Origin of the sequence: Lysobacter sp. 2RAF19 (assembly GCF_052115395.1) — a bacterium.
Lineage (GTDB): Bacteria > Pseudomonadota > Gammaproteobacteria > Xanthomonadales > Xanthomonadaceae > Noviluteimonas.
Genome location: NZ_JBFRGO010000001.1, coordinates 476,746 through 495,441 on the forward strand (window position 1 = coordinate 476,746; position 18,696 = coordinate 495,441).

The window sequence follows — 18,696 nt, forward strand, 5'->3', positions numbered from 1 at the left end:
TCGCCTCAGGCGGAATGTTGGCGCAACAGGTGCAGCACGTCGTGGCATGCACCCATCGTGTGGTAATCGGTCTTGCCGGCGGGGCTCTTCTCGTCGCTGTACTTGCGGTTGCGGCGATCGAGAATGCGGTACCAGCCGCCGTGTTCATGGTCGACGAAATGCCGCCACGCATAGGCCCACAGCTTGTCGTACCAGTCCCACGCACCCAGACGCGCCGCCGCCGCGATGGACTCGGCCTGCACCCAGAAATACTTGTCGTCGTCGCAGACGCTGCCGTCGGGTGCGAAGCCGTAGCACAGGCCGCCGAATTCCGGATCCCAGGCGCGGGCGATCGCGGTGTCGAACAAGTGTCGCGCCGTGGGCACCGGCCATTCGACCGGCGTGCCACGGGCACGCAGGTGTCCGTCGAGAATGACGAGCAGCTTCGCCCATTCGGTCTGATGACCGGGCTGCAAGCCCCAGGGACGGAACAAGTGTTTCGGATCGTCGCGGTGGTAGTCCCAGTCGATGTTCCAGTCGCGGTCGTAGTGTTCCCACACCAGGCCGTCGGCCTTCGCGGCCTGGCGTCGCGTCATGTTGTCGGCGAGCATCGTCGCGCGATCGAGATAACGCGCCTGGCCACTCGCCTCGTAGGCAGCGAGCATCGCTTCGCACATGTGCATGTTGGCGTTCTGGCCGCGGTAATCGCTGAAGTGCCAGTCGGCATCGGCTTCGTCGCGGTACAGGCCGGCATCGGCATCCCAGAAGCGCGTTTCGAGCAGCGCCCAGGTTTCGTCCATACAGCCCGCGGTGTCTTCGATGCCGGCCTTGCGCGCGGTGGCGTAGGCCAACAGCACGAAGGCGACGCCGTAGCAGTGATTGGTCGCGTCTTCGACCGTGCCATCGCGGAGCGTCCACGCATATCCGCCCGTGGTCGGATTGCGATGCACCTGTCGCAGGTACGCCAGGCCATGGCGCACGGCATCGAGATACTGCGCGCGCAACGCGGTGTCCTCGGCGAACTCGTTCGCGGCCATCGCGTAGTTGAAGACGAAGCGCGTGCTGCTCACCAGGTGCCGATGGCTGCGGTCGTACACCGTGCCGTCGTCCTTGAAGTAGTGGAAGAACCCGCCCGCCGGATCGATGCAGCGCGGGTGGTAGAACGCCATCGTGCGCGCGATGTGCGCGCGCAGGAATTCGGGCGATCGGAAATCGGGCAAGTCAGGGGTCGACATTCTGGCTTCCAAGGATGGCGATGACGTCGTCGAGCGTGGGCATCGCGGCGAATGCGCCCTGGCGCGTCACCGCCAGCGCGCCGACGGCCGCGCCGAAGCGCAGCGTTTCGGCGATGCCCGCGGGGTCGGCGGCGAACCGCGGGAACTTCGCGCCGTCGACGCCCAGTTGCGCCAGGCGGAACAACACGCCGCCGACGAACGCGTCGCCCGCCGCCGTCGTGTCCACGGCACGCACGCGCAACGCGGGGACCTGGCCACTGCCCTCCCGCGTGCGCCAATGCAGGTCGGCCGCACCGTCGGTCACGACGATCAGCCGCGCATGGCCTTCGAGGAGGCGCTCGACGACTGCGGCTTCGCCGCCGGGCATGGTGGCGGCGAGGTACTCCAGTTCGTTGCGCGCGAGCTTCACCAGGTCCGCTTCCATCAACGCGTTCCACAGTTGCGGCCGCGGCTCCGCTTTCTCCGGCCACAAGGCCGGGCGCAGATTGAGATCGATGCTGACGACCGCGCCCGCGGCGCGTGCCCGCGCCATGCCCTGAAGCGTGGCCTGTGCGATGCCCGGTTCGGTCAGGCTGTTGGAGCACGCATGGAAGACGGCGGCGCCCTTGAACGCGTCTTCGTGGAAATGCAGGTCGCGGAACAACAGGTCCGCGGCGGGCGGGCGATAGAAATTGAAGTGGCGCTCGCCGTCCGCGTCCAGTTGCACGAAGGCCAGTGCGGTGCGTGCTGCGTCGGTGCGGACGATGTGCGCGGTGTCCACGCCGGCATCGCGCAGACTGTCGAGCAGGAAGTCGCCGAACATGTCGGTGCCGAGCATCCCCACGAACTGCGCCTTCGCCCCCAGCCGCGCGGCCGCGACCGCGACATTGGCCGGCGCGCCGCCGGCGAATTGCAGGAACGCGCGCGGCGCGCCCGGCGTGGCGGGCTGGGCGAGGAAATCGATCAGCGCTTCGCCGAAACAGACGACCTTCATGCGCGCTCCGCCATCCGCACATGCGAACCGCGCACGCCGTACCACACGATGTAGGCGTAACACAGCGCCGACACGACGAACGCGTACTGCAGCGCACGCGTTTCGCCCTGCCCGGCCTGGAGCGCGTCGACCAAAAGCCCTTGCAGCGGCGGAATCACCGCGCCGCCGACGATGGCCATGACCAGCAGGCTCGCCGCTTTTTCCGTCATCGGTCCCAAGCGTTCGATGGCCAGGGTGAAAATCGTCGGGAACATGATCGAATTGAACAGGCCCACCGCCACCACGCTCCAGGTCGCGACGTTCCCCGTCGTGTTCATCGTCACCAGCAGCAGGCCGATGTTGATCGCGGCGGCCGCGGGCAACATGCGGCGCGGATTGGCCCGCAGCAACAGCAGCGCGCCGATGAAGCGCCCGATCATCGCGGCCAGGTGATAGAAGGACAGATAGGCCGATGCGGCTTCCGGCGACATGTTGCCGATCTCGGGCCGCGAAACGTAGGTCACCATGAAGTGCGCGACAGTCACTTCGACGCCCACGTAGAAGAAGATCGCGAGCACGCCCCAGCGCACGTGCGGCAGCGCGAGCAATTCGGCGAAGGTGTGGTGCCGGACATCGGCCCGCTCGGTGGCTTCGGTCAAGGCCGGCATGCGGAACAGATAGACCGCCAGCGCGAGCAGGAGCAGCGCCACCGCCACGCCCACGTACAAGGGTTCGACCGTCGACGCGCGTTCGGAGGCCGGCAGCGCCGCAAGTTGCTCGGCACTGAGCAGCGTCGTGCTGAAGATGAGCACGCCCGCCACGTACGGACCGACGGTATGCCCCAGCGAATTCACGGCCTGCGCGAAGTTGAGCCGGCTCGCCGCGCGCTCCGGTGCACCGAGCAGGCTGACGTAGGGATTGGCGGAGACCTGCAACAGCACGATGCCGGTGGCAAGAATGAACAATGCCGGCAGGAACAGTTCGAACGACCCGATCTGCGCCGCGGGAAGGATCAACAGCGCGCCCGCGCCTGCGACGAGCAGGCCGACCACGATCCCCATCTTGAATCCGAGCCTGCCCACCACCTTGCCCGCGGGCACCGCCATCACGAAGTACGCACCGAAAAATGCCGAATCCAGCAGCATCGATCGCGCGTGCGTCAGTTCGAACACCGCCTGCAGGTGCGGAATCAGCACGCCGTTAAGCTCGGTGATGAAGCCCCACATGAAGAAGATCGCCGTCATCGCCACCAGCGCGACGCGCGTGTTGGTGGCGGGTGCGGCGCGCGAGGCGACCAACGGAGTGCTCATGCGGAATCCTTGTTCGAAGCGGTTTGCGTGGGCGACCCGCCGCTGCTGCCGCGCACGACGAGCTTGACGGGGGCCACCCGGTGGCAGGGCGCGGCATCGGGCGACCGCACGCGCTGCAGCAGCAGTTCGGCGGCCTGGCGGCCGCGCGCGCGCGGATCGACCGACAGCGTGGTGAGGGGCGGCGTGGACAGCGCGGCTTCGGGAATATCGTCGAAGCCGGTGATCGCGAAATCGATGCCCGGGCGCGTGCCGCGCGCTTGCAGGCCGAGCATCAACCCGAGGGCGACGTTGTCGTTGTAGCAAACCGCGGCGGTGAACGACCGATCGCGTTCGAAGAGCGCGTGCGTTGCGTGCGCGGCGGCCACGCGCGTGGGCGCGCATTCGACGAGCCAGTTCGCATCCGGTGCGATGCCCGCGGCAGACAGCGCCGCGATGTAGCCCTGCCGGCGTTGTCGGCACGAACTGGAGTCCCCGTGCCCACCGAAGAAGGCGATGCGTCGATGGCCCAGGGACAACAGATGCTCGGTAGCCAGGCGTGCGCCGCGTTCATTCTCCAGTGCGAGGAAATCCCAATCGCCGCCCGCAAGCGCGCGATTGAACACGAGCGCCGGCGTGATGCCGATCAGGCGACGCACCGCCTCGCCGTCGCTGTGCTCGGCCGGCGACAGGATGATCCCCGCCGGCCCGTGCTCCAGCAACGAATCCAGGACCGCCTGCTGGCGCTCGGGAGATTCGTTCGTGCTGCCCAGCAAGGTGACGAAACCTTCGGCGCCCAGCGCTTCGTCCACGCCCGCGGCGAACTCGGCGAAGAACGGATTGGACAGATCGTTGATCACCAGGGCCACGCTGGAGGAGGTCCGTCGCCGCAGGTTCGCCGCGGCGCGGTTGTACACGTAGTGCTGGCGCTTGAGTTCGGCCTCCACGCGTGCGCGCGTATCGACGTTGACCAGCGGACTGCGGCGCAACACGAGCGACACGGTCGCGCGCGAGACATCGCAGGCGCGCGCGATGTCGTTGACGGTGACGGGCTTCTGTCGGGTCATTGCGTTTGCGCCTCGCACGCTGGCGGCGGCAAGTCGCCGGGCGCGGTGCCCCACGTCCCCGGCGTATCGCCGAGTGTGAAGCGCAAGGTCCCGCCTTCGCGTACGCGGTCCCAATCGAGCCAGACATTCGGCGAAGCCACGCCGTCGAACGTCACCGCCTGGATGTACTGCACCGGCGCCCTGCCCGCCCCGGGCGCCTCGATGCGCAAGGTTTTCCCGGCGCCCAGATCCAGCGCGACGCGTTCGAAGCGCGGCGGATGCACGATCAGACGCCCCGTGCCCGGCATCGCCGGATACAGCCCGATCGCGCTGAACAGGGACCACGCGGACATCGTGCCGAGATCGTCGTTCCCCGTGACACCGTTGGGCGCATTGGTGAACAAGGATTGCGCGGCGCGCAGGATCACGGCGGTCTTCGCCGGCTGTCCGATCAGGGTGTACATCCACGGCGCGTGGAGGTCGGGCTCGTTGTTCGGGTTGTAGCGGAACTGGTTGTAGTAATCGTACGAGCCGACGACCCACTGCTTGCGCGCGGCCTTCGCCGGATCGGCCAACAACGCGTCATAGGCGAAAAACGCATCGAGGCGCTTGCCCGTCTGTTCGGTTCCGCCCATGGCCGCGATCAGGCCGGGGACGTCCTGTTGCACCAGCCATTGGTATTGCCACGCAGTGCCTTCGTGGAAGCCGTGTTGCGAACGTGGGTTGTATTCGCCGCGCGGGGTGGCGTACCACGCGCCGTCTTCGACGCGCGGGCGCGGGAAGCCGCGAAAGCCGGTCTGCGCATCCACCACGGTGTCATCCCAGACCTTGCGCCAGTTGCCGCCGCGTCCGCGCAGCGTCGCGGCGGCGGTGTCTTCACCCAGCGCCGTAGCCATCTGCGCGAGTGCGCAATCGGCCAGTGCATATTCGAGCGTGGCCGAACCACCGTGGTGCGGGTCCACGTCCATGCCCTTCGACGGAGACGCGCGATCGTAGGGAACGAAACCGCGCACGAGGTAGGTGTCGTTCCCCGCACGGCCCTGCGCACGCGACATCGCAGGCGGGCGGCCGTTCGCGTTCTGCCACAGGGCTTGCCATGCCTGTCGTTCGTTCCCCGCGAGCGCGCCGTATTTCCACAGATCGACCAGGAACGGCGTGACCGGATCGCCCGTCATGATGTTGGTGTCGAAGTTGGCATAGCCCCAACGCGGCAGCCATCCCATCTGCGCGTGGATCGCCAGCATCGAGCGCCCGATGTCGCGCGCCCGCTGCGGCCGCAGCATCGCCAGCAACTGGTTTTGCGCGCGGTAGGTATCCCACAGCGAAAAATATTCGTAATAGGTCCATCCGCTGGCGACGTGGATCTGCTCGTCGTAGCCGCGGTAGCGGCCATCGGCGTCGTTGCCCGTCAGCGGTTGCAGCAATGCGTGATACAGCGCGGTGTAGAACACCGTTCGATCATCGCGGCTGCCGCCGTCGACGCGCACCGACGACAGTTCCTTGCGCCATTGCGCCTGCGCGGCCGCGCGCATGACGTCGAAGCCCAGGAGCCGGCCATCGCGCTTGCCTTCGGCCTCGAGGTTGCGGCGCGCGCCGTCGGCGTCGACATGCGAGATCGCACTGGTCACGGTCACGCTGCGCGAAGCGCGCAGATCGAACGTCACCCACGCGCCATTGGCCACTTCCCATTGCGCGCCCATGCTCGCGCGCGCGCCCGGCGCGTCGCCGTCCTTGTCCCAGGTGCCGAAGGATTGGAAGGGCCGGTCGAATTCCAGGCGGAACCACGTCGTGTACTGCGTGCCGCCGCAGAAACTCTTCGTCACCAGCTTGCCTTCGATGGCGCGGTCGCCGACCACGTGCACGACGCTGCCCACCACCTCGTGCTTTTCGTTCGCCTGGCCCAGGTTCACCAGCACGTGGCCGGTGTCCTGGCGCGCGTCGAAGGTGTAACGCTCGGCGGCCGCACGCGTCAGGGCCGTGGTCTCGGCGTCGATGCCGCCGTGATCGGTGAGCCGCACCCGGTAATAACCGGCTTGGCCGACTTCGCCCGTGTGCGAATAGCCCGATGCGTATTCGCGATAGTCGAACGAATTCAAGGGGCCGGTCACAGGGAGAACGGTGACTTGCCCGCCCTGCTCCCAGCACCCGGCGCCGGAAATGAAGGCGTGTCCGAAACCGCGGATCTTCGGGTCGTCGTAGCGCCAACCCGCGTAATGCGCACCGACCGGCGAGACCTGGATCAGGCCGAAGGGCGCCGAAGCGCCGGGGAAGGTATTGCCCTCGTCCTGGGTGCCGATGAAGGTGTTGACCTCGGCTTCCAGGTTGGGCGCGCGCCCCATCGCCGCCGGCGAGGCCGTCGAGATCGCCAACAAGACCATCGCGGCCGCAACGCGCAGGGGCATCGGTTCTCAATAAAACGATTAGACCGATCTAAACACACCACAGTCGGCGCCAAAGCGCATGTCGCAGTGCAGCATGCCCGGTCCGCGAACAATGCTAGTTTTCGCCACTTGGACCGATCCAAAACGGGTGCGCAGATGACGAAACGGGTGAAGGCAGCCGGCCTCTTGCTGGCCGCGGCGGCGTGCAGCGCGATGACGGGCCAAGCCCTGGCCGCGTCGGCCGCACGGGGCGCGCAAGCCTGGGCCGCGGTGGATCCCTTCATCGGCACCGGCGGCGAAGGCCACACCTTCCCCGGCGCGGTCGTGCCCTTCGGGATGATCCAGCTCAGCCCGGATACGCAGATCCGGCCGCGCAAGGATGCCTACGGCTGGGCGGCCGGCTATCGCTACGACGACCGCACCATCGTCGGGTTCTCGCACACGCATTTCTCCGGCACGGGCCATTCGGACCTGGGCGACGTGCTCGTGATGCCGATCGCGGGCGAGGTCAAACTCGAACGCGGCGATGTCGACAAACCCGGCAGCGGCTACACCTCGCGTTTCTCGCACGAAGGGGAAGTCGCGCAGCCCGGTTACTACGCGGTGACGCTGGCCGACTACGGCATCCGTGCCGAACTCACGGCCGGTCCGCGCGTGGGCGTGCATCGCTACACCTTTCCGAAGGGCAAGCCCGCACACGTGCTCGTCGATCTGCGCACCAGCCTCTACGACTATCCGGGCAAGGTGCTGTGGTCGCGCCTGCGCTTGCATCCCGATGGCACGCTCACCGGCTTTCGCGAAACACGGGGCTGGGCGCCCGGTCGACAGTTGTATTTCGCGATGCGTTTCTCGCGGCCGGTCAGCGGACACCAATTCCACGACACGGAAAGCGACGTGCCCTACAAGGGCTTCCCGCCGCCGGGCAAGGACGATCCGCGCCAGCGTGCGCAGATCGAAGGCCGCCAATTGGTCGGCGCACTCGACTTCGCCGACGCGCCCGGGCAGCAGCTGGTGGTGAAGGTCGCGATCTCGCCGGTCGGCGAAGACAGTGCGCGCGCCAATCTCGACGCCGAAATGAAGGATTGGGATTTCGACCGCGTGCGCGCGGACGCGAAGTCGCAGTGGATGCAGGCGCTCGGCGCGATCGACATCGATGCGCCCGCGCCGATGCGCACCAGCTTCTACACCGCGCTGTATCACGCCTTCATGGGCCCGAGCCTGTTCATGGACAGCGATGGCCGATATCGCGGGCCCGACAACGCCGTGCACCAAGCAAACGGATTCACGAATTACTCGACCTTCTCGCTGTGGGATACGTATCGCGCGTTGCATCCGCTGCTCACGCTGGTGCAACCGGCGCAGCGCAACAACGACTTCATCCGTTCGCTGCTGGCCGCGCAAAGCGCGAGCCCCTACGGCGTACTGCCGATCTGGGCGTTCCATGGCCAGGAGACGTGGTGCATGATCGGTTACCACGCCGTGCCGGTGATCGCCGACGCCTACATGAAAGGCATCCGCGGCTACGACACCGATGCCGCGCTGAAGGCGATGGTGGCCAGCGCCAGCTACGGGCCCTACGACGGGCTCGCGCAATACATGGAACTGGGCTACGTGCCGATCGACGAGGAAGATGAAGCCGCGTCGAAGACACTCGAATACGCCTTCGACGATTGGACCATCGCGCGCATGGCCGAAGCGATGGGGCGCAAGGACCTCGCGAATCGATTCCGGCAGCGCGCGGGCAATTGGCGCCACGCCTTCGATCCCGCCACCGGCTTCATGCGTGCGCGCAAACGCGATGGCAGCTTCCGCGAACCTTTCGATGCGACCGCCAGCGGTTACGGTTCCGATTACACCGAAGGCAACGCGTGGCAATACTCCTGGTACGTGCCGCAGGACGTGGCGGGCCTCGCGCAGGCGCACGGCGGCACCGACAAGTTGCTGGCGAAGCTGGATGCGGTGTTCGACGCGAAGGTCGATCCGAAAACCTTCGCGCACATGGAGGACATCACCGGCCTGATCGGCTGGTACGCGCACGGCAACGAGCCGAGCCACCATGTCGCTTATCTGTACGCCGCGGCCGGCCAACCCTGGCGCACGCAGCAGCGCCTGGGGCCGATCATGGCGAGCCAGTATTCGCCGCGGCCCGATGGCTTGTCGGGCAACGACGATCTGGGCCAGATGTCGGCGTGGTACGTGTTCACCGCACTGGGGTTCTATCCGATCGCGCCGGGCAGCAACGAATACATCATCGGCCGCCCCTTCCTGCCGCGCGCAACGCTCGCATTGCCCAACGGCAAGCGCTTCACCGTGATCGCCGACGGATTGGACGACGCGCATCCCTACATCGCCAGCGCCACGCTCGACGGAAAGCCGCTGAACCGCGCCTTCCTGCGCCACGAAGACATCGTCGCCGGCGGGGAGTTGCGCTTCACGATGCAGGCCGAACCCAACAAGGCGTGGCCGGGCCCGGGGGCGGCGCAGCCGTATTCGATGACCGAATGAATTGATTCCCCGCTCGGGTGTCCCCTGTCCGATGGGGATCGCATTCGCGTTGGCTCTTGTGCGGACAACTTCCGCCAGGAGATTCCCCATGAAGTACAGCTCTTCCTTGCGAGTCTGCGTGCTTGCGATGGCAATCGCAGTCGCCACATTTTCCGCAAGCGCCGGCCAGGCGAGAGATCCGTTGTTGCGCGCTGCCGAACTGGTGCGCGTCGAGGCCGCGCAGCCGGTCGGCGTGTCGGTCTTCGCCACTGGCCTGAACAATCCGCGCGGCTTGAAGTTCGGCCCCGACGGCAATCTCTATGTCGCCGAAGGCGGCATCGGCGGCAGCCATTCGACGACGCCGAAGCAATGCGACCAGGTCGTCTCGCCGGTCGGCCCGTATCTGGGCAGCAGCACCGGCGGGCGCATCTCGCGCATCGACAGCAGCGGCCATCGCACCACGGTGACCACCAACGTGCCCACCAGCACGACGAGCCCCGACCTGGGTTCGCTCGTCAGCGGCGTGGCCGATGTCGCCTTCGTCAACGGACGCTTGTATGCGTTGATCGGTGGCGGCGGTTGCTCGCATGGCGTGGCCAATCGCGACAACGCCATCGTGCGCATCGGCGCGGGCGGCACGCCCTCGATCGTCGCCAACCTCAGCGCGTATCAGAAAACCCATCCCACCGCGGTCATCGAAGAAGACGACTTCGAACCCGACGGCACGTGGTACAGCATGGTCGCCAATGGCGGCTGGTTGTACGCGGTGGAACCCAACCATGGCGAACTCGTGCGCGTCTCGCCAACCACCGGCCAGATCCAGCGCGTGATCGACATCTCCGCGCGCGTCGGGCACGCCGTGCCGACCGCGCTCGCGCATCACGGCGCGAACTTCTACATCGGCAACCTCGGCACGTTCCCGATCGTCGATGGCTCCTCGCGCGTGTGGCGGCTGTTGTCGAATCCCACGCGCCTGCAAGTGGTCGCGCAAGGAACGACCATCCTGGGCCTCGCGTTCGATGCGCGCGACAACCTCTACATCCTGCAGAACACGACGGGCAATCCGGGGCCGACCCCCGGCGCGGGCAGCATCGTCCGGATCCGCCCCGGCGGTGGCCCGGAAACGATCGTCAGCGGCCTGACCTTGCCGACCGCCATGACGATGGGACCGGACGGCAACCTCTACGTCTCGCACGTCGGCTTCGGCCCGCCGCTGCCCGGCGTGGGTGAAGTGCTGCGCATCGATCTTTGATCGCATCCCGGACAACGCAAGGCCCGCATCGCGCGGGCCTTGTCGTTGTTGAAGCGCTCCAAATCACCGAGTGATCGAAGTTCGCATGGTCGTGTTGCTCGTGCCCAACGCGCCGACCAGGCCCACCAGTTCGGCCAATGAATGCGCCTGCATCTTGCGCATCACGCGGCCACGATGCGCCTTGACCGTGATTTCGCTGATGCCCAGTTCGGCGGCGACCTGCTTGTTCAACAGGCCCGTCGCCACGCCGCGCAGCACGTCGCGCTCGCGCGGTGTCAGTGTCGCGTAGCGAACGCCCAACGCATGTGCGATCGCGGCACGCTGTATCGCCTGCCTGCTGGACGCGATCGCCTCGCCGATGACGGAAACCAGCGACTGCCTCGCAAGCGGCTTGAGCATGAATTCGAAGGCGCCGGCTTTCATCGCACGCACGCTGGTGGGCACGTCGGCGTGGGAGGTCATGAAGATGATCGGCAGCGTCGTGCGTTCGTGCGCGATGTAGCCCTGCAGGGCCAGGCCATCGATGTCGGGCAAGGCCAGTTCCAGCAGCAGGCAACCTGGCGCGCCCGATCGCGGGTGTGCGAGGAAATCCCGCGCCGTGGCGAAGCACTCGACACGCCAATCCATCGCACGAACCCATGCAGACAGACGCTCGCGCACGGCGGCATCGCCATCCAGCACAAGCACGACCGCGCAGCTGCGCTGGTCACAGTCGGTCTGTTGCGACATCGGTCACCCGGAGACGCACGGTAGCGAAGAGGATGACCGCAACGGGCGATGTCTGCACATCTATTTTCGTGCCAACCCGCAGCGGCCGATACGTTCGTCCAATCGACAACACGCGCGCGCCGTGCTGAGTTTGCCCGATGTCATGAAGATGTTCCGCGCGCTGCTCGCCTCCTCCGTGGCCGCCCTGGCCGTCGCGCTGTCCGGCGCCTCGTGCGAAGGCAGCGGCCGTTCGCCCGCCCTGCCCTCGGTTTTCGAACGCAAGATGCCTCCACTCGACGGAGCAACCGGCTGGATCAATTCGCCGCCGCTCGACGTGCAATCGCTGCGCGGCAAGGTGGTGCTCGTGGATTTCTGGACCTATACGTGCATCAACTGGATGCGCACGGCGCCGTGGCTGCGCACCTGGGCCACGAAGTACAAGGACGCGGGCCTGGTCGTCATCGGCGTGCATTCGCCGGAATTCGAATTCGAACAGGACCCTGCACGCGTCAAGCATTTCACCGCCGCGTTGGACCTGCCCTATCCGGTCGCGATCGACAGCCGCCACGCGATCTGGAACGCCTTCGGCAACCAGTACTGGCCCGCGCTGTATTTTCATCGACGCGCTCGGCCGCATCCGGCATACGCAATTCGGCGAAACCGACTACGACAAGGCCGAAGGCGTCCTGCGCGATCTGCTGAAGGAAGCGGGCGCGAAGACGCTTCCGCCGATCACGCCCAGCATCGGCACAGGCACCGAAGCCGCCGCGGATTGGACGCACCTGCGAACGCCGGAAACCTACGCCAGCGCCACGCGCACCGGGCGCTTCGCATCGCCCGGCGGCATCGTCGCCTCGCAACGCCACGTGTACACCGCGCCCACGCGCCTGCATCAGAACCAATGGGCGCTGATCGGCGACTGGACCATGGACGAGGACGCCGCACGCGCCAATGCCGGCAAGGACAGCGTGCAATTCCGCTTCCACGCACGCGACATGCACGCGGTGATGGGCTCGGCGATGGAAGGCCCGGTCCGCATCCGCGTGACCCTCGACGGCAAGCCGCCGGGCGATGCGCACGGCACGGACATCGATGCCGACGGCGCCGGCACCGTGTCCGAATACCGCATGTATCAACTGATCCGGCAAACCACGCCGATCGAAGACAGGACCGTGGAGATCCTGTTCTTCGATCGGGGCGTTGCCTTGTTCTCCTTCACCTTCGGCTGAGGCTCAGCTCCGCAGGGAGCGCAGACCCGCACGCACTTCCTCGACGAAGGATTGCGGTTGTTCCCAGGCGGCGAAATGCCCGCCCTTGGGTACGCGGTTGTAATGGATCAGTTTCGGATAAGCCTTCTCCGCCCAACTACGCGGCGTGGGATACAGCTCGTCGGGGAACACGGTGATGGCGGTGGGCACCTTGACGTGCTTGATGTCGAAGAAGCCGGACTTGTTTTCCCAGTAGAGCTTCGCGCCGGACACGAAGGTGTTCGTCAGCCACGTGATCGTGATGTTGTCCAGGACATCGTCGCGGCTCAGGCCCTCGCTTTGTCCATCGAACACGCGCGCGATCAGTCGATAGCTGCGTTGATCGTGGTCGAGGAAATACGCGGCCAGGCCGATGGGCGAATCGGCTTGCCCGTACAGCGTCTGCGGCCGCAGGCCCATCTGGAAGGCGTAGCCGATGCCCTTGGTGTACATGAAGTGCAAGCGGTCCCAGGCCGCCTGTTCGTCATCGGACATGTTCGCCGGCGGTGCACCGCCGGTCGCGAGCGCGCCTGAAATCTCGGGCGGCAGGATGCCGGGCATGTTCGAGTGGATGCCGAGCAATCCCGCGGGCGCCTGCGCGCCCATGAAGTCGGTGATCAGCGCACCCCAATCGCCGCCTTGCGCAACGTACTTGTCGTAGCCCAGGCGTTTCATCAACACGTCCCAGGCCATCGCGATGTGCGCCGGATCCCAGCCGGCCTTGCTCGGCCGTTCGGAGAAGCCGTAGCCGGGGATCGACGGAATCACGACGTGGAATGCATCGTCGGCCGAGCCGCCGTGCGCGGTCGGATCGGTCAGCGGCTCGATGATCTTGATCTGTTCGACGATCGAACCGGGCCAACCGTGCGTGATGATGATGGGCAGCGCGTTGGCGTGCTTGGACTTCACGTGGATGAAGTGGATGTCGAGCCCGTCGATGTTGGTGATGAATTGCGGGAACGACTCCAGGCGCGCTTCGATCTTGCGCCAGTCGTAACTGTCGGCCCAATACTTCGCCAGCGCCTGCATCGTCGCCAGTTGCACGCCCTGCGTGTCGTCGTCGACGGTTTCCTTCTCCGGCCAGCGCGTGGACTTGATGCGGCGCTTGAGGTCGGCAAGGTCGGTATCCGACGCCTTGAAATGGAAGGGGCGAATGCCGGTGGGCGAACCGGCATTCGTGGTTTCAGCATGCTGTGCCATGACTCAGGACCTTTCGTGGGGGAAAGTCCATCGATCACAGCAGAGTCGCCGCGTGGGGGCGATTGCACCTTGGTATCGGGCGGGCGTAAGTCCCCGCCGCTTCACGCGCGCCTGGGCAGCTTCCACTCCGGGCGGATGACGTGGCAGGTGTAGCCGGTCGGATAGTGCTGCAGGTAATCCTGGTGCTCGGGTTCGGCTTCCCAGAACGGGCCGGCCGGCGAGACTTCGGTCACCACCTTGCCCGGCCACAGGCCCGAGGCGTCGACGTCGGCGATGGTGTCTTCGGCAACCGCCTTCTGCTGCGCGTCGCGGTAGAAGATCGCCGAGCGGTAACTGCTGCCGACATCGTTGCCCTGCCGGTTCATCGTGCTCGGGTCGTGGATCTGGAAGAAGAACTCCAGGATGTTGCGGTAGCTCGTCTTTTCGGGATCGAAGGTGATCTCGATCGCCTCGGCGTGCGTGCCGTGGTTGCGGTAGGTGGCGTTGGGCACGTCGCCGCCGCTGTAGCCCACGCGCGTGGACACGATGCCCGGCTGGCGCCGGATCAGGTCCTGCATTCCCCAGAAGCAGCCGCCTGCCAGGATCGCGGTTTCGGTGGTCATCTTGCATTCCTCCTTCAGGTGCCGGCGCTAGATGGGGTCGATGGGGCCCAACAACAATTGCCAGTAGCCGACGTCGAGCCAGGCCCCCTGCTTGAAGCCGACCTCATCGAACTGCGCGACCTTGCGGAACCCCAGCCGCTCATGCAGCGCGATGCTGGCCGGATTGGGCAGCAGGATGCCGCCGATGACCGCATGGATCCCGCGTTCGCGCAGGGCCGCGATCAACGCCGAATACAAGGCCACGCCGATGCCCTGGCCGGCGCGCGCGGCGTCGATGTACACCGTGGACTCCACTGAAAAACGATAGGCCTTGCGGCTGCCCTTCCACGGCATGGCGTATGCGTAGCCGACCAGGTCCTCGCCGTGCATCGCGACGAGCCACGGCAGTTCGGCGCCCTGCACCTCGCCGATGCGCCGTGCGATCTCTTCGGGCGCCACCGGATCGAATTCGAAGGTCACGCCCGGCATGGCGACGTAATGGTTGTACAAGGCCGCGATCGCGGCGCTGTCGCCTTCGCGGGCCTGACGGACTTCGATGTTCACGTGCCGCGCTCTCCCCCGGGGTCGGCCGATTTTGCCAGCACGCGCGCCAACCCGCTCCGGTCACGCCCGCTTAACCGCGGCTGTTCCCAGATGAGCACCCCTTCGTCGCGAAACCGTGCCCCATGGACACCTCGCTCCGTCTCCGCACGCTGGCTGTCGTCGTCGCACTCGCCCTCGCCCTCCCCGCGGCGGCCTCCGAATCGAACAAGTGGCGCCTGCAATTCAGCGGCAGCGCGAAGACCGACGGCGAAATCGAACTCGTGCTGACCCCGCACGGCGCCGAAGCGGCACACGTGATCGTCGCGATTCCAAAGGGCACGGGCGAAAACCGCGCCGCGAAGATGGTGGTCGAGGCGATCCGCAAACAGTTCGGCGACGCGCTGTACAAATCCGAAGTCGACGACGGCGAAGACGTGCTGGTGAAAGCGCGCCGCGGCACGCCGGATTTCCAGGTCCTCATTCAACGCAACACCACCGGCCTGCGGATCAGTCCCGACAAGGAGTGAGGCTCAGGCCCTCACCGCGACCGGGTCGTCGGAGAAGAAGCCGCACACACCGAGCGCAAGCAGGCGATCGCGTTCGGCGCGATCGTTGACCGTATAGGCGACGACGCGAAACCCCGCATCACGCCATGCAGCGAACACCGCGGGATCCGCACGCCGATCCAGCCCCGCCCAACGCACGCCCGCATCGCGTGCGGCTTGCAGCCCGTCGTCGCGCGCGGTGAGGAACATCGCCGGATAACCGGCAGCCACCGCTGGCAACAGATCCTCGAGTGCGAAGGCTTGCACGAGCGCCTGCGTGGGCTGAATCGCTGCGTCCCGCAGCGCTTCGACCAATGCCGCGCCACTGCCCGGCGCCTTCGCTTCGGGCACGAAGATCGCGCGGCCGCCGAATTCAGCCAGCACGTCCGCCAACACCGGCGGCGCGACAGTCGCAGGAAACCCGGGAAACGGACGCGCGCGCAAACGGCGAAAGGTCGCGACATCGAATTGCGCGACCGACCCGTTGCCCAGCGTCGTGCGGTCGACCGTCGCATCGTGCATCACCACCAACGTGCCGTCGGCCAGCACGCGCACATCCTGCTCGAGCACGCGCAAGCCGCTCGCCCAGGCGGCGCGATACGCTTCGAGCGTGTTTTCCGGTGCGAGCGCGGCCGCCCCGCGATGGGCGATCCACAGCGGCGCATCGGGGCTGGCGGCATCCAGCGAAGGCAGCGCTTCCATCGCCACAGCCTAGGCGAACGCTTCCCCCATCGCCACCGATGCCGCGCGGTCCACCAGGCGCAACAGGCCGCCGCGCCGCGGCGCATACCAGGCGAAGTACAACGCCTTGAGGCTGAAGTCGTGCTGCGCTTCGAGCAAGGGCGCCAGGCACGTGGCCGCGCGGCCTTCGCCGACATGCACGCAGCCCATCGAAATCCGACCGGCCAGTCGACGCACCTCGGCCCATTCGCCACCGGCGGCGGCATGTTCCAGGGCGAGCAGCTCGCGCACCGTCGTGCGGTGGAACGCCGCCAGGATGCGACGCGTGCGCGCCGCGTCGTCTTCCAACCAACGTGTCAGTTCGGCGAATCCGCCGTCGATGCCGTCGACCATGGACCCACGTTACGCAGGAGGCGGCGTGCAGCGAAAGAGGAGAACCTCCTCTTCCGTGCACGGTCGATCCCGCGTGCGGACGTCGCCGACCGCGATGTCAGAGTCGCAATTCGACGCCCGCGTACAAACCACGGCCGTCGCCCGGCAGCACGTGGCGGCCATCGATGCCGCGCGCGTCGGCGATCACGTTCGTGCCGGCGATCCAACGTTTGTCGAACGCGTTGCGCAAGTCGGCGAACCAGGTCCAGCGCGCACCGAGATCGCCGCCGATGCGCAGGTTCCAGACCGTCGCGCCTTTGGCACGCAGCGAATTGGCGTGGTCGATCCAGGTCGCGTCGTTCCACTCCACGCCCGGCACGATGTGGAAACGCGCGACCGGCGCGTAGCGTACTTCCGCACGCACCTGCTGCCGCGGCACGCCGGCCAGCGCGTTGTCGCCGTAGCGCGCATCGCCGTCGAAGCGGAAATCGTTGAACAGGTACTGCAGGCTCGTGCGCCACCGCGGCGTCCAATCCCATGCGCCGCCCAACTCGACGCCCTGGTGCACGGTGCGCCCGGCGTTGGTCGTGCCGAGCGGATTGCCGTTCGCATCGTTGAGCGCGAGCAGCTCGTCGTCGACACGCGCGCGATACAGCGCCACGTCCAACCAACCCTGCGCCTGCTCCAGGCGCGTGCCGACTTCGAGCGTCGTCGCCTTCTGCATGTCGACCTGCGTGACGCCCGGGCCGCCGGTGAGTTCGCCGAAACTCGGCGGCTCCAGACTGCGGCTGATGTTCGCGAAGACCTGCGCATGCGCGCCCAACTGGGCACGCACGCCGAGCTTCGGGCTCACGCCCGAATACGTCGACTCGAAACTCTCGTCGCGACCGTCGGCGATCAGCTGGTCGTTCGAACGCCGCACGGCGTGCAGCACCTGCGCACCCAGCGATACGGTCCAGCGCGGATCGACGGCGAGCTGCTGTTCGACATACGCAACGCTGTCGCGTGCATGCTGGTCGAACGCGTTCGTCGGCGCGCCCGCGCTTCCCGCGACATTGACGAAGCGATCGTCCTGCAGCGATCCATTGATCGTGCGCAAGCCTGCGATCAGCGTGGCCGCGTGTCCGCCCCACTCCGATGCATGCCGCCAGCGCAGGTCGACGCCCACGTCGCGCGAGTCCTGTTCGAGCACCTGGAAGATCGGATGGTGCAATCGCTTGTCGGCCACCGACAGCGACAAGGCGACCTGGTCGTCCGCATCCGGCGACCAGGCCAGCTTGCCGGCGAGGCGTTCCAGGGTGAAGTCGCGCCGTTGGTCCATCGCCACGTTGGCCGGCGCGGCCAGCGTGGGGTCGCGTTCGAATTCGGCGAAGGTCAAGTTGCCGGGCAACTGCGAGCGCGTGTCGACGTTGGTGAAGTACAGGCGACCGTCGAGCGTGTCGCTGAAGCGATACCCGGCGTTGCCGAAGAAGCGATAGGTTTCCTGCACCGCGTGTTCGCGATAGCCATCCTGCGAGGTGCCGGTCAGCGTCGCGTAACCGTCGGCGCGGCCGTCGACGCCGGCCGCCGCGAGCTGGCCGCGACGGAAGTCGAATGCGCCGCCTTCCACGCGTGCGGTGAATGGCGGGGCGTCGTAGCCGGTCGGCGAAACGAAGTCGATCGCGCCGCCGAGCGTCGCCGCGCCGTATTCGAGCGCGTTGCCGCCGCGATACACGGTGATGTAGCGCGCGGCGAGCGGTTCGATGGCCTGCATGTCGAAACTGCCGTCGGCCAGGTTGATCGGCGTGCCGTCCTGCAACACCACCAGGCCGCGGCCGTGGAAGGTGCGTTGCAGGCCCGAGCCGCGGATCGAAACGCGCGCTTCATCGGCGCCGAAGCGCGGTTGCACGAACACGCCTGGCGCGAAGCCCAATGCGTCGACGAGCGTGCCGGCGCGTCGGTCGCGGTAAGACTCGCCGTCGATGACCGCGGTGCCGCCGGCGCGTTCGTTGGCCTTGCGGCGCGCGGCGGACAGATCGTCGACGGTGCGGATCGGGCGCGTGCCCAGCACGGTCACGGCATCGAGTTGTTCGGGCGTGCGTTGCGGCACGACCGGTTCGCCCGCCTGCGCCGGTGCGCAGGCAAGCAGGAGCGTGGACGCGAGCGCGACGCCACAAGGCGCCGCGCGTCGCGCGGAAAACGGAACGGACATCGGGTGCTCTCCT

16 protein-coding genes and 1 pseudogene are annotated in these 18,696 nt (G+C 66.9%); 5 read left to right on the plus strand and 12 right to left on the minus strand.

The window, feature by feature from the left end; translation table 11 throughout:
- Positions 1-5: 5 nt before the first annotated feature.
- Genes AB4059_RS02415 through AB4059_RS02435 form a run of 5 tightly spaced genes read right to left on the minus strand, consistent with a single transcriptional unit; the run spans position 6 to position 6,900 of the window.
- The gene (locus tag AB4059_RS02415) at positions 6-1,214 is read right to left on the minus strand and encodes an AGE family epimerase/isomerase (RefSeq protein ID WP_498976274.1); all 1,209 of its coding nucleotides are present in this window, start codon (positions 1,212-1,214) and stop codon (positions 6-8) included.
- On the minus strand, positions 1,201-2,187 hold the full coding sequence (locus AB4059_RS02420; RefSeq protein ID WP_498976276.1) for a carbohydrate kinase family protein: 987 nt from the start codon (positions 2,185-2,187) through the stop codon (positions 1,201-1,203). The genes AB4059_RS02415 and AB4059_RS02420 overlap by 14 nt, the downstream gene beginning before the upstream one ends.
- Complete coding sequence (locus AB4059_RS02425; RefSeq protein ID WP_498977808.1) at positions 2,184-3,464, minus strand: sugar MFS transporter; 1,281 nt, start codon at positions 3,462-3,464, stop codon at positions 2,184-2,186. Before AB4059_RS02425 ends, AB4059_RS02420 begins: the two co-directional genes overlap by 4 nt.
- A gap of 8 nt (positions 3,465-3,472) precedes the next feature.
- Positions 3,473-4,519, minus strand: a complete 1,047-nt coding sequence (locus AB4059_RS02430) for a LacI family DNA-binding transcriptional regulator (RefSeq protein ID WP_498976278.1) — start codon at positions 4,517-4,519, stop codon at positions 3,473-3,475.
- Complete coding sequence (locus AB4059_RS02435) at positions 4,516-6,900, minus strand: GH92 family glycosyl hydrolase (RefSeq protein ID WP_498976280.1); 2,385 nt, start codon at positions 6,898-6,900, stop codon at positions 4,516-4,518. The genes AB4059_RS02430 and AB4059_RS02435 overlap by 4 nt, the downstream gene beginning before the upstream one ends.
- Positions 6,901-7,035: 135 nt before the next feature.
- Between AB4059_RS02435 and AB4059_RS02440 the strand changes: the two genes are divergently transcribed.
- A complete protein-coding gene (locus AB4059_RS02440; RefSeq protein ID WP_498976282.1) occupies positions 7,036-9,384 on the plus strand; it encodes a GH92 family glycosyl hydrolase in 2,349 nt (782 codons plus the stop codon).
- 127 nt (positions 9,385-9,511) lie between these two features.
- The gene (locus AB4059_RS02445; protein ID WP_498976284.1) at positions 9,512-10,615 is read left to right on the plus strand and encodes a ScyD/ScyE family protein; all 1,104 of its coding nucleotides are present in this window, start codon (positions 9,512-9,514) and stop codon (positions 10,613-10,615) included.
- A 63-nt stretch (positions 10,616-10,678) separates the two neighbouring features.
- Here the strand turns inward: AB4059_RS02445 and AB4059_RS02450 are convergent, their stop codons facing one another.
- A complete protein-coding gene (locus AB4059_RS02450) occupies positions 10,679-11,344 on the minus strand; it encodes a response regulator transcription factor (RefSeq protein WP_498976286.1) in 666 nt (221 codons plus the stop codon).
- 262 nt (positions 11,345-11,606) lie between these two features.
- Here AB4059_RS02450 and AB4059_RS02455 point away from each other — a divergent pair.
- Positions 11,607-11,906: pseudogene (locus tag AB4059_RS02455) on the plus strand (redoxin domain-containing protein); the annotation flags it as partial.
- Between the two features lie 199 nt (positions 11,907-12,105).
- A complete protein-coding gene (locus tag AB4059_RS02460) occupies positions 12,106-12,552 on the plus strand; it encodes a hypothetical protein (protein WP_498977810.1) in 447 nt (148 codons plus the stop codon).
- A gap of 3 nt (positions 12,553-12,555) precedes the next feature.
- Here AB4059_RS02460 and AB4059_RS02465 read toward each other — a convergent pair whose 3' ends face one another.
- The 3 genes from AB4059_RS02465 to AB4059_RS02475 form a co-directional block, all read right to left on the minus strand.
- Positions 12,556-13,770, minus strand: coding sequence for an epoxide hydrolase family protein (locus tag AB4059_RS02465; protein ID WP_498976288.1), 1,215 nt, complete (start codon positions 13,768-13,770; stop codon positions 12,556-12,558).
- 101 nt (positions 13,771-13,871) lie between these two features.
- Positions 13,872-14,372: a peptide-methionine (S)-S-oxide reductase MsrA gene (gene msrA, locus AB4059_RS02470; RefSeq protein ID WP_498976291.1), complete on the minus strand. Its 501-nt coding sequence runs from the start codon at positions 14,370-14,372 to the stop codon at positions 13,872-13,874.
- 27 nt (positions 14,373-14,399) lie between these two features.
- Positions 14,400-14,915 carry a GNAT family N-acetyltransferase gene (locus tag AB4059_RS02475; protein WP_498976293.1) on the minus strand — a complete coding sequence of 172 codons (516 nt, stop codon included), beginning with the start codon at positions 14,913-14,915 and terminating at the stop codon, positions 14,400-14,402.
- 122 nt (positions 14,916-15,037) lie between these two features.
- Here AB4059_RS02475 and AB4059_RS02480 point away from each other — a divergent pair, with 122 nt between their 5' ends.
- On the plus strand, positions 15,038-15,421 hold the full coding sequence (locus tag AB4059_RS02480; RefSeq protein ID WP_498976295.1) for a hypothetical protein: 384 nt from the start codon (positions 15,038-15,040) through the stop codon (positions 15,419-15,421).
- A gap of 3 nt (positions 15,422-15,424) precedes the next feature.
- Here the strand turns inward: AB4059_RS02480 and AB4059_RS02485 are convergent, their stop codons facing one another.
- The 3 genes from AB4059_RS02485 to AB4059_RS02495 form a co-directional block, all read right to left on the minus strand.
- Positions 15,425-16,141: a glycerophosphodiester phosphodiesterase gene (locus AB4059_RS02485; RefSeq protein WP_498976297.1), complete on the minus strand. Its 717-nt coding sequence runs from the start codon at positions 16,139-16,141 to the stop codon at positions 15,425-15,427.
- 9 nt (positions 16,142-16,150) lie between these two features.
- A complete protein-coding gene (locus tag AB4059_RS02490; protein WP_498976299.1) occupies positions 16,151-16,513 on the minus strand; it encodes a hypothetical protein in 363 nt (120 codons plus the stop codon).
- A gap of 97 nt (positions 16,514-16,610) precedes the next feature.
- The gene (locus tag AB4059_RS02495; RefSeq protein ID WP_498976301.1) at positions 16,611-18,683 is read right to left on the minus strand and encodes a TonB-dependent receptor family protein; all 2,073 of its coding nucleotides are present in this window, start codon (positions 18,681-18,683) and stop codon (positions 16,611-16,613) included.
- Between the last annotated feature and the right edge of the window lie 13 nt (positions 18,684-18,696).

What these genes read in the sequence shown, in the direction of transcription:
- AB4059_RS02415 (WP_498976274.1), bottom strand. Translation starts at nt 1,214, where the DNA reads ATGTCGACCCCTGACTTGCCCGATTTCCGATCGCCCGAATTCCTGCGC.
- AB4059_RS02420 (WP_498976276.1), bottom strand. Translation starts at nt 2,187, where the DNA reads ATGAAGGTCGTCTGTTTCGGCGAAGCGCTGATCGATTTCCTCGCCCAG.
- AB4059_RS02430 (WP_498976278.1), bottom strand. Translation starts at nt 4,519, where the DNA reads ATGACCCGACAGAAGCCCGTCACCGTCAACGACATCGCGCGCGCCTGC.
- AB4059_RS02435 (WP_498976280.1), bottom strand. Translation starts at nt 6,900, where the DNA reads ATGCCCCTGCGCGTTGCGGCCGCGATGGTCTTGTTGGCGATCTCGACG.
- AB4059_RS02440 (WP_498976282.1), top strand. Translation starts at nt 7,036, where the DNA reads ATGACGAAACGGGTGAAGGCAGCCGGCCTCTTGCTGGCCGCGGCGGCG.
- AB4059_RS02445 (WP_498976284.1), top strand. Translation starts at nt 9,512, where the DNA reads ATGGCAATCGCAGTCGCCACATTTTCCGCAAGCGCCGGCCAGGCGAGA.
- AB4059_RS02450 (WP_498976286.1), bottom strand. Translation starts at nt 11,344, where the DNA reads ATGTCGCAACAGACCGACTGTGACCAGCGCAGCTGCGCGGTCGTGCTT.
- AB4059_RS02465 (WP_498976288.1), bottom strand. Translation starts at nt 13,770, where the DNA reads ATGGCACAGCATGCTGAAACCACGAATGCCGGTTCGCCCACCGGCATT.
- msrA (WP_498976291.1), bottom strand. Translation starts at nt 14,372, where the DNA reads ATGACCACCGAAACCGCGATCCTGGCAGGCGGCTGCTTCTGGGGAATG.
- AB4059_RS02480 (WP_498976295.1), top strand. Translation starts at nt 15,038, where the DNA reads ATGGACACCTCGCTCCGTCTCCGCACGCTGGCTGTCGTCGTCGCACTC.
- AB4059_RS02485 (WP_498976297.1), bottom strand. Translation starts at nt 16,141, where the DNA reads ATGGAAGCGCTGCCTTCGCTGGATGCCGCCAGCCCCGATGCGCCGCTG.
- AB4059_RS02490 (WP_498976299.1), bottom strand. Translation starts at nt 16,513, where the DNA reads ATGGTCGACGGCATCGACGGCGGATTCGCCGAACTGACACGTTGGTTG.
- AB4059_RS02495 (WP_498976301.1), bottom strand. Translation starts at nt 18,683, where the DNA reads ATGTCCGTTCCGTTTTCCGCGCGACGCGCGGCGCCTTGTGGCGTCGCG.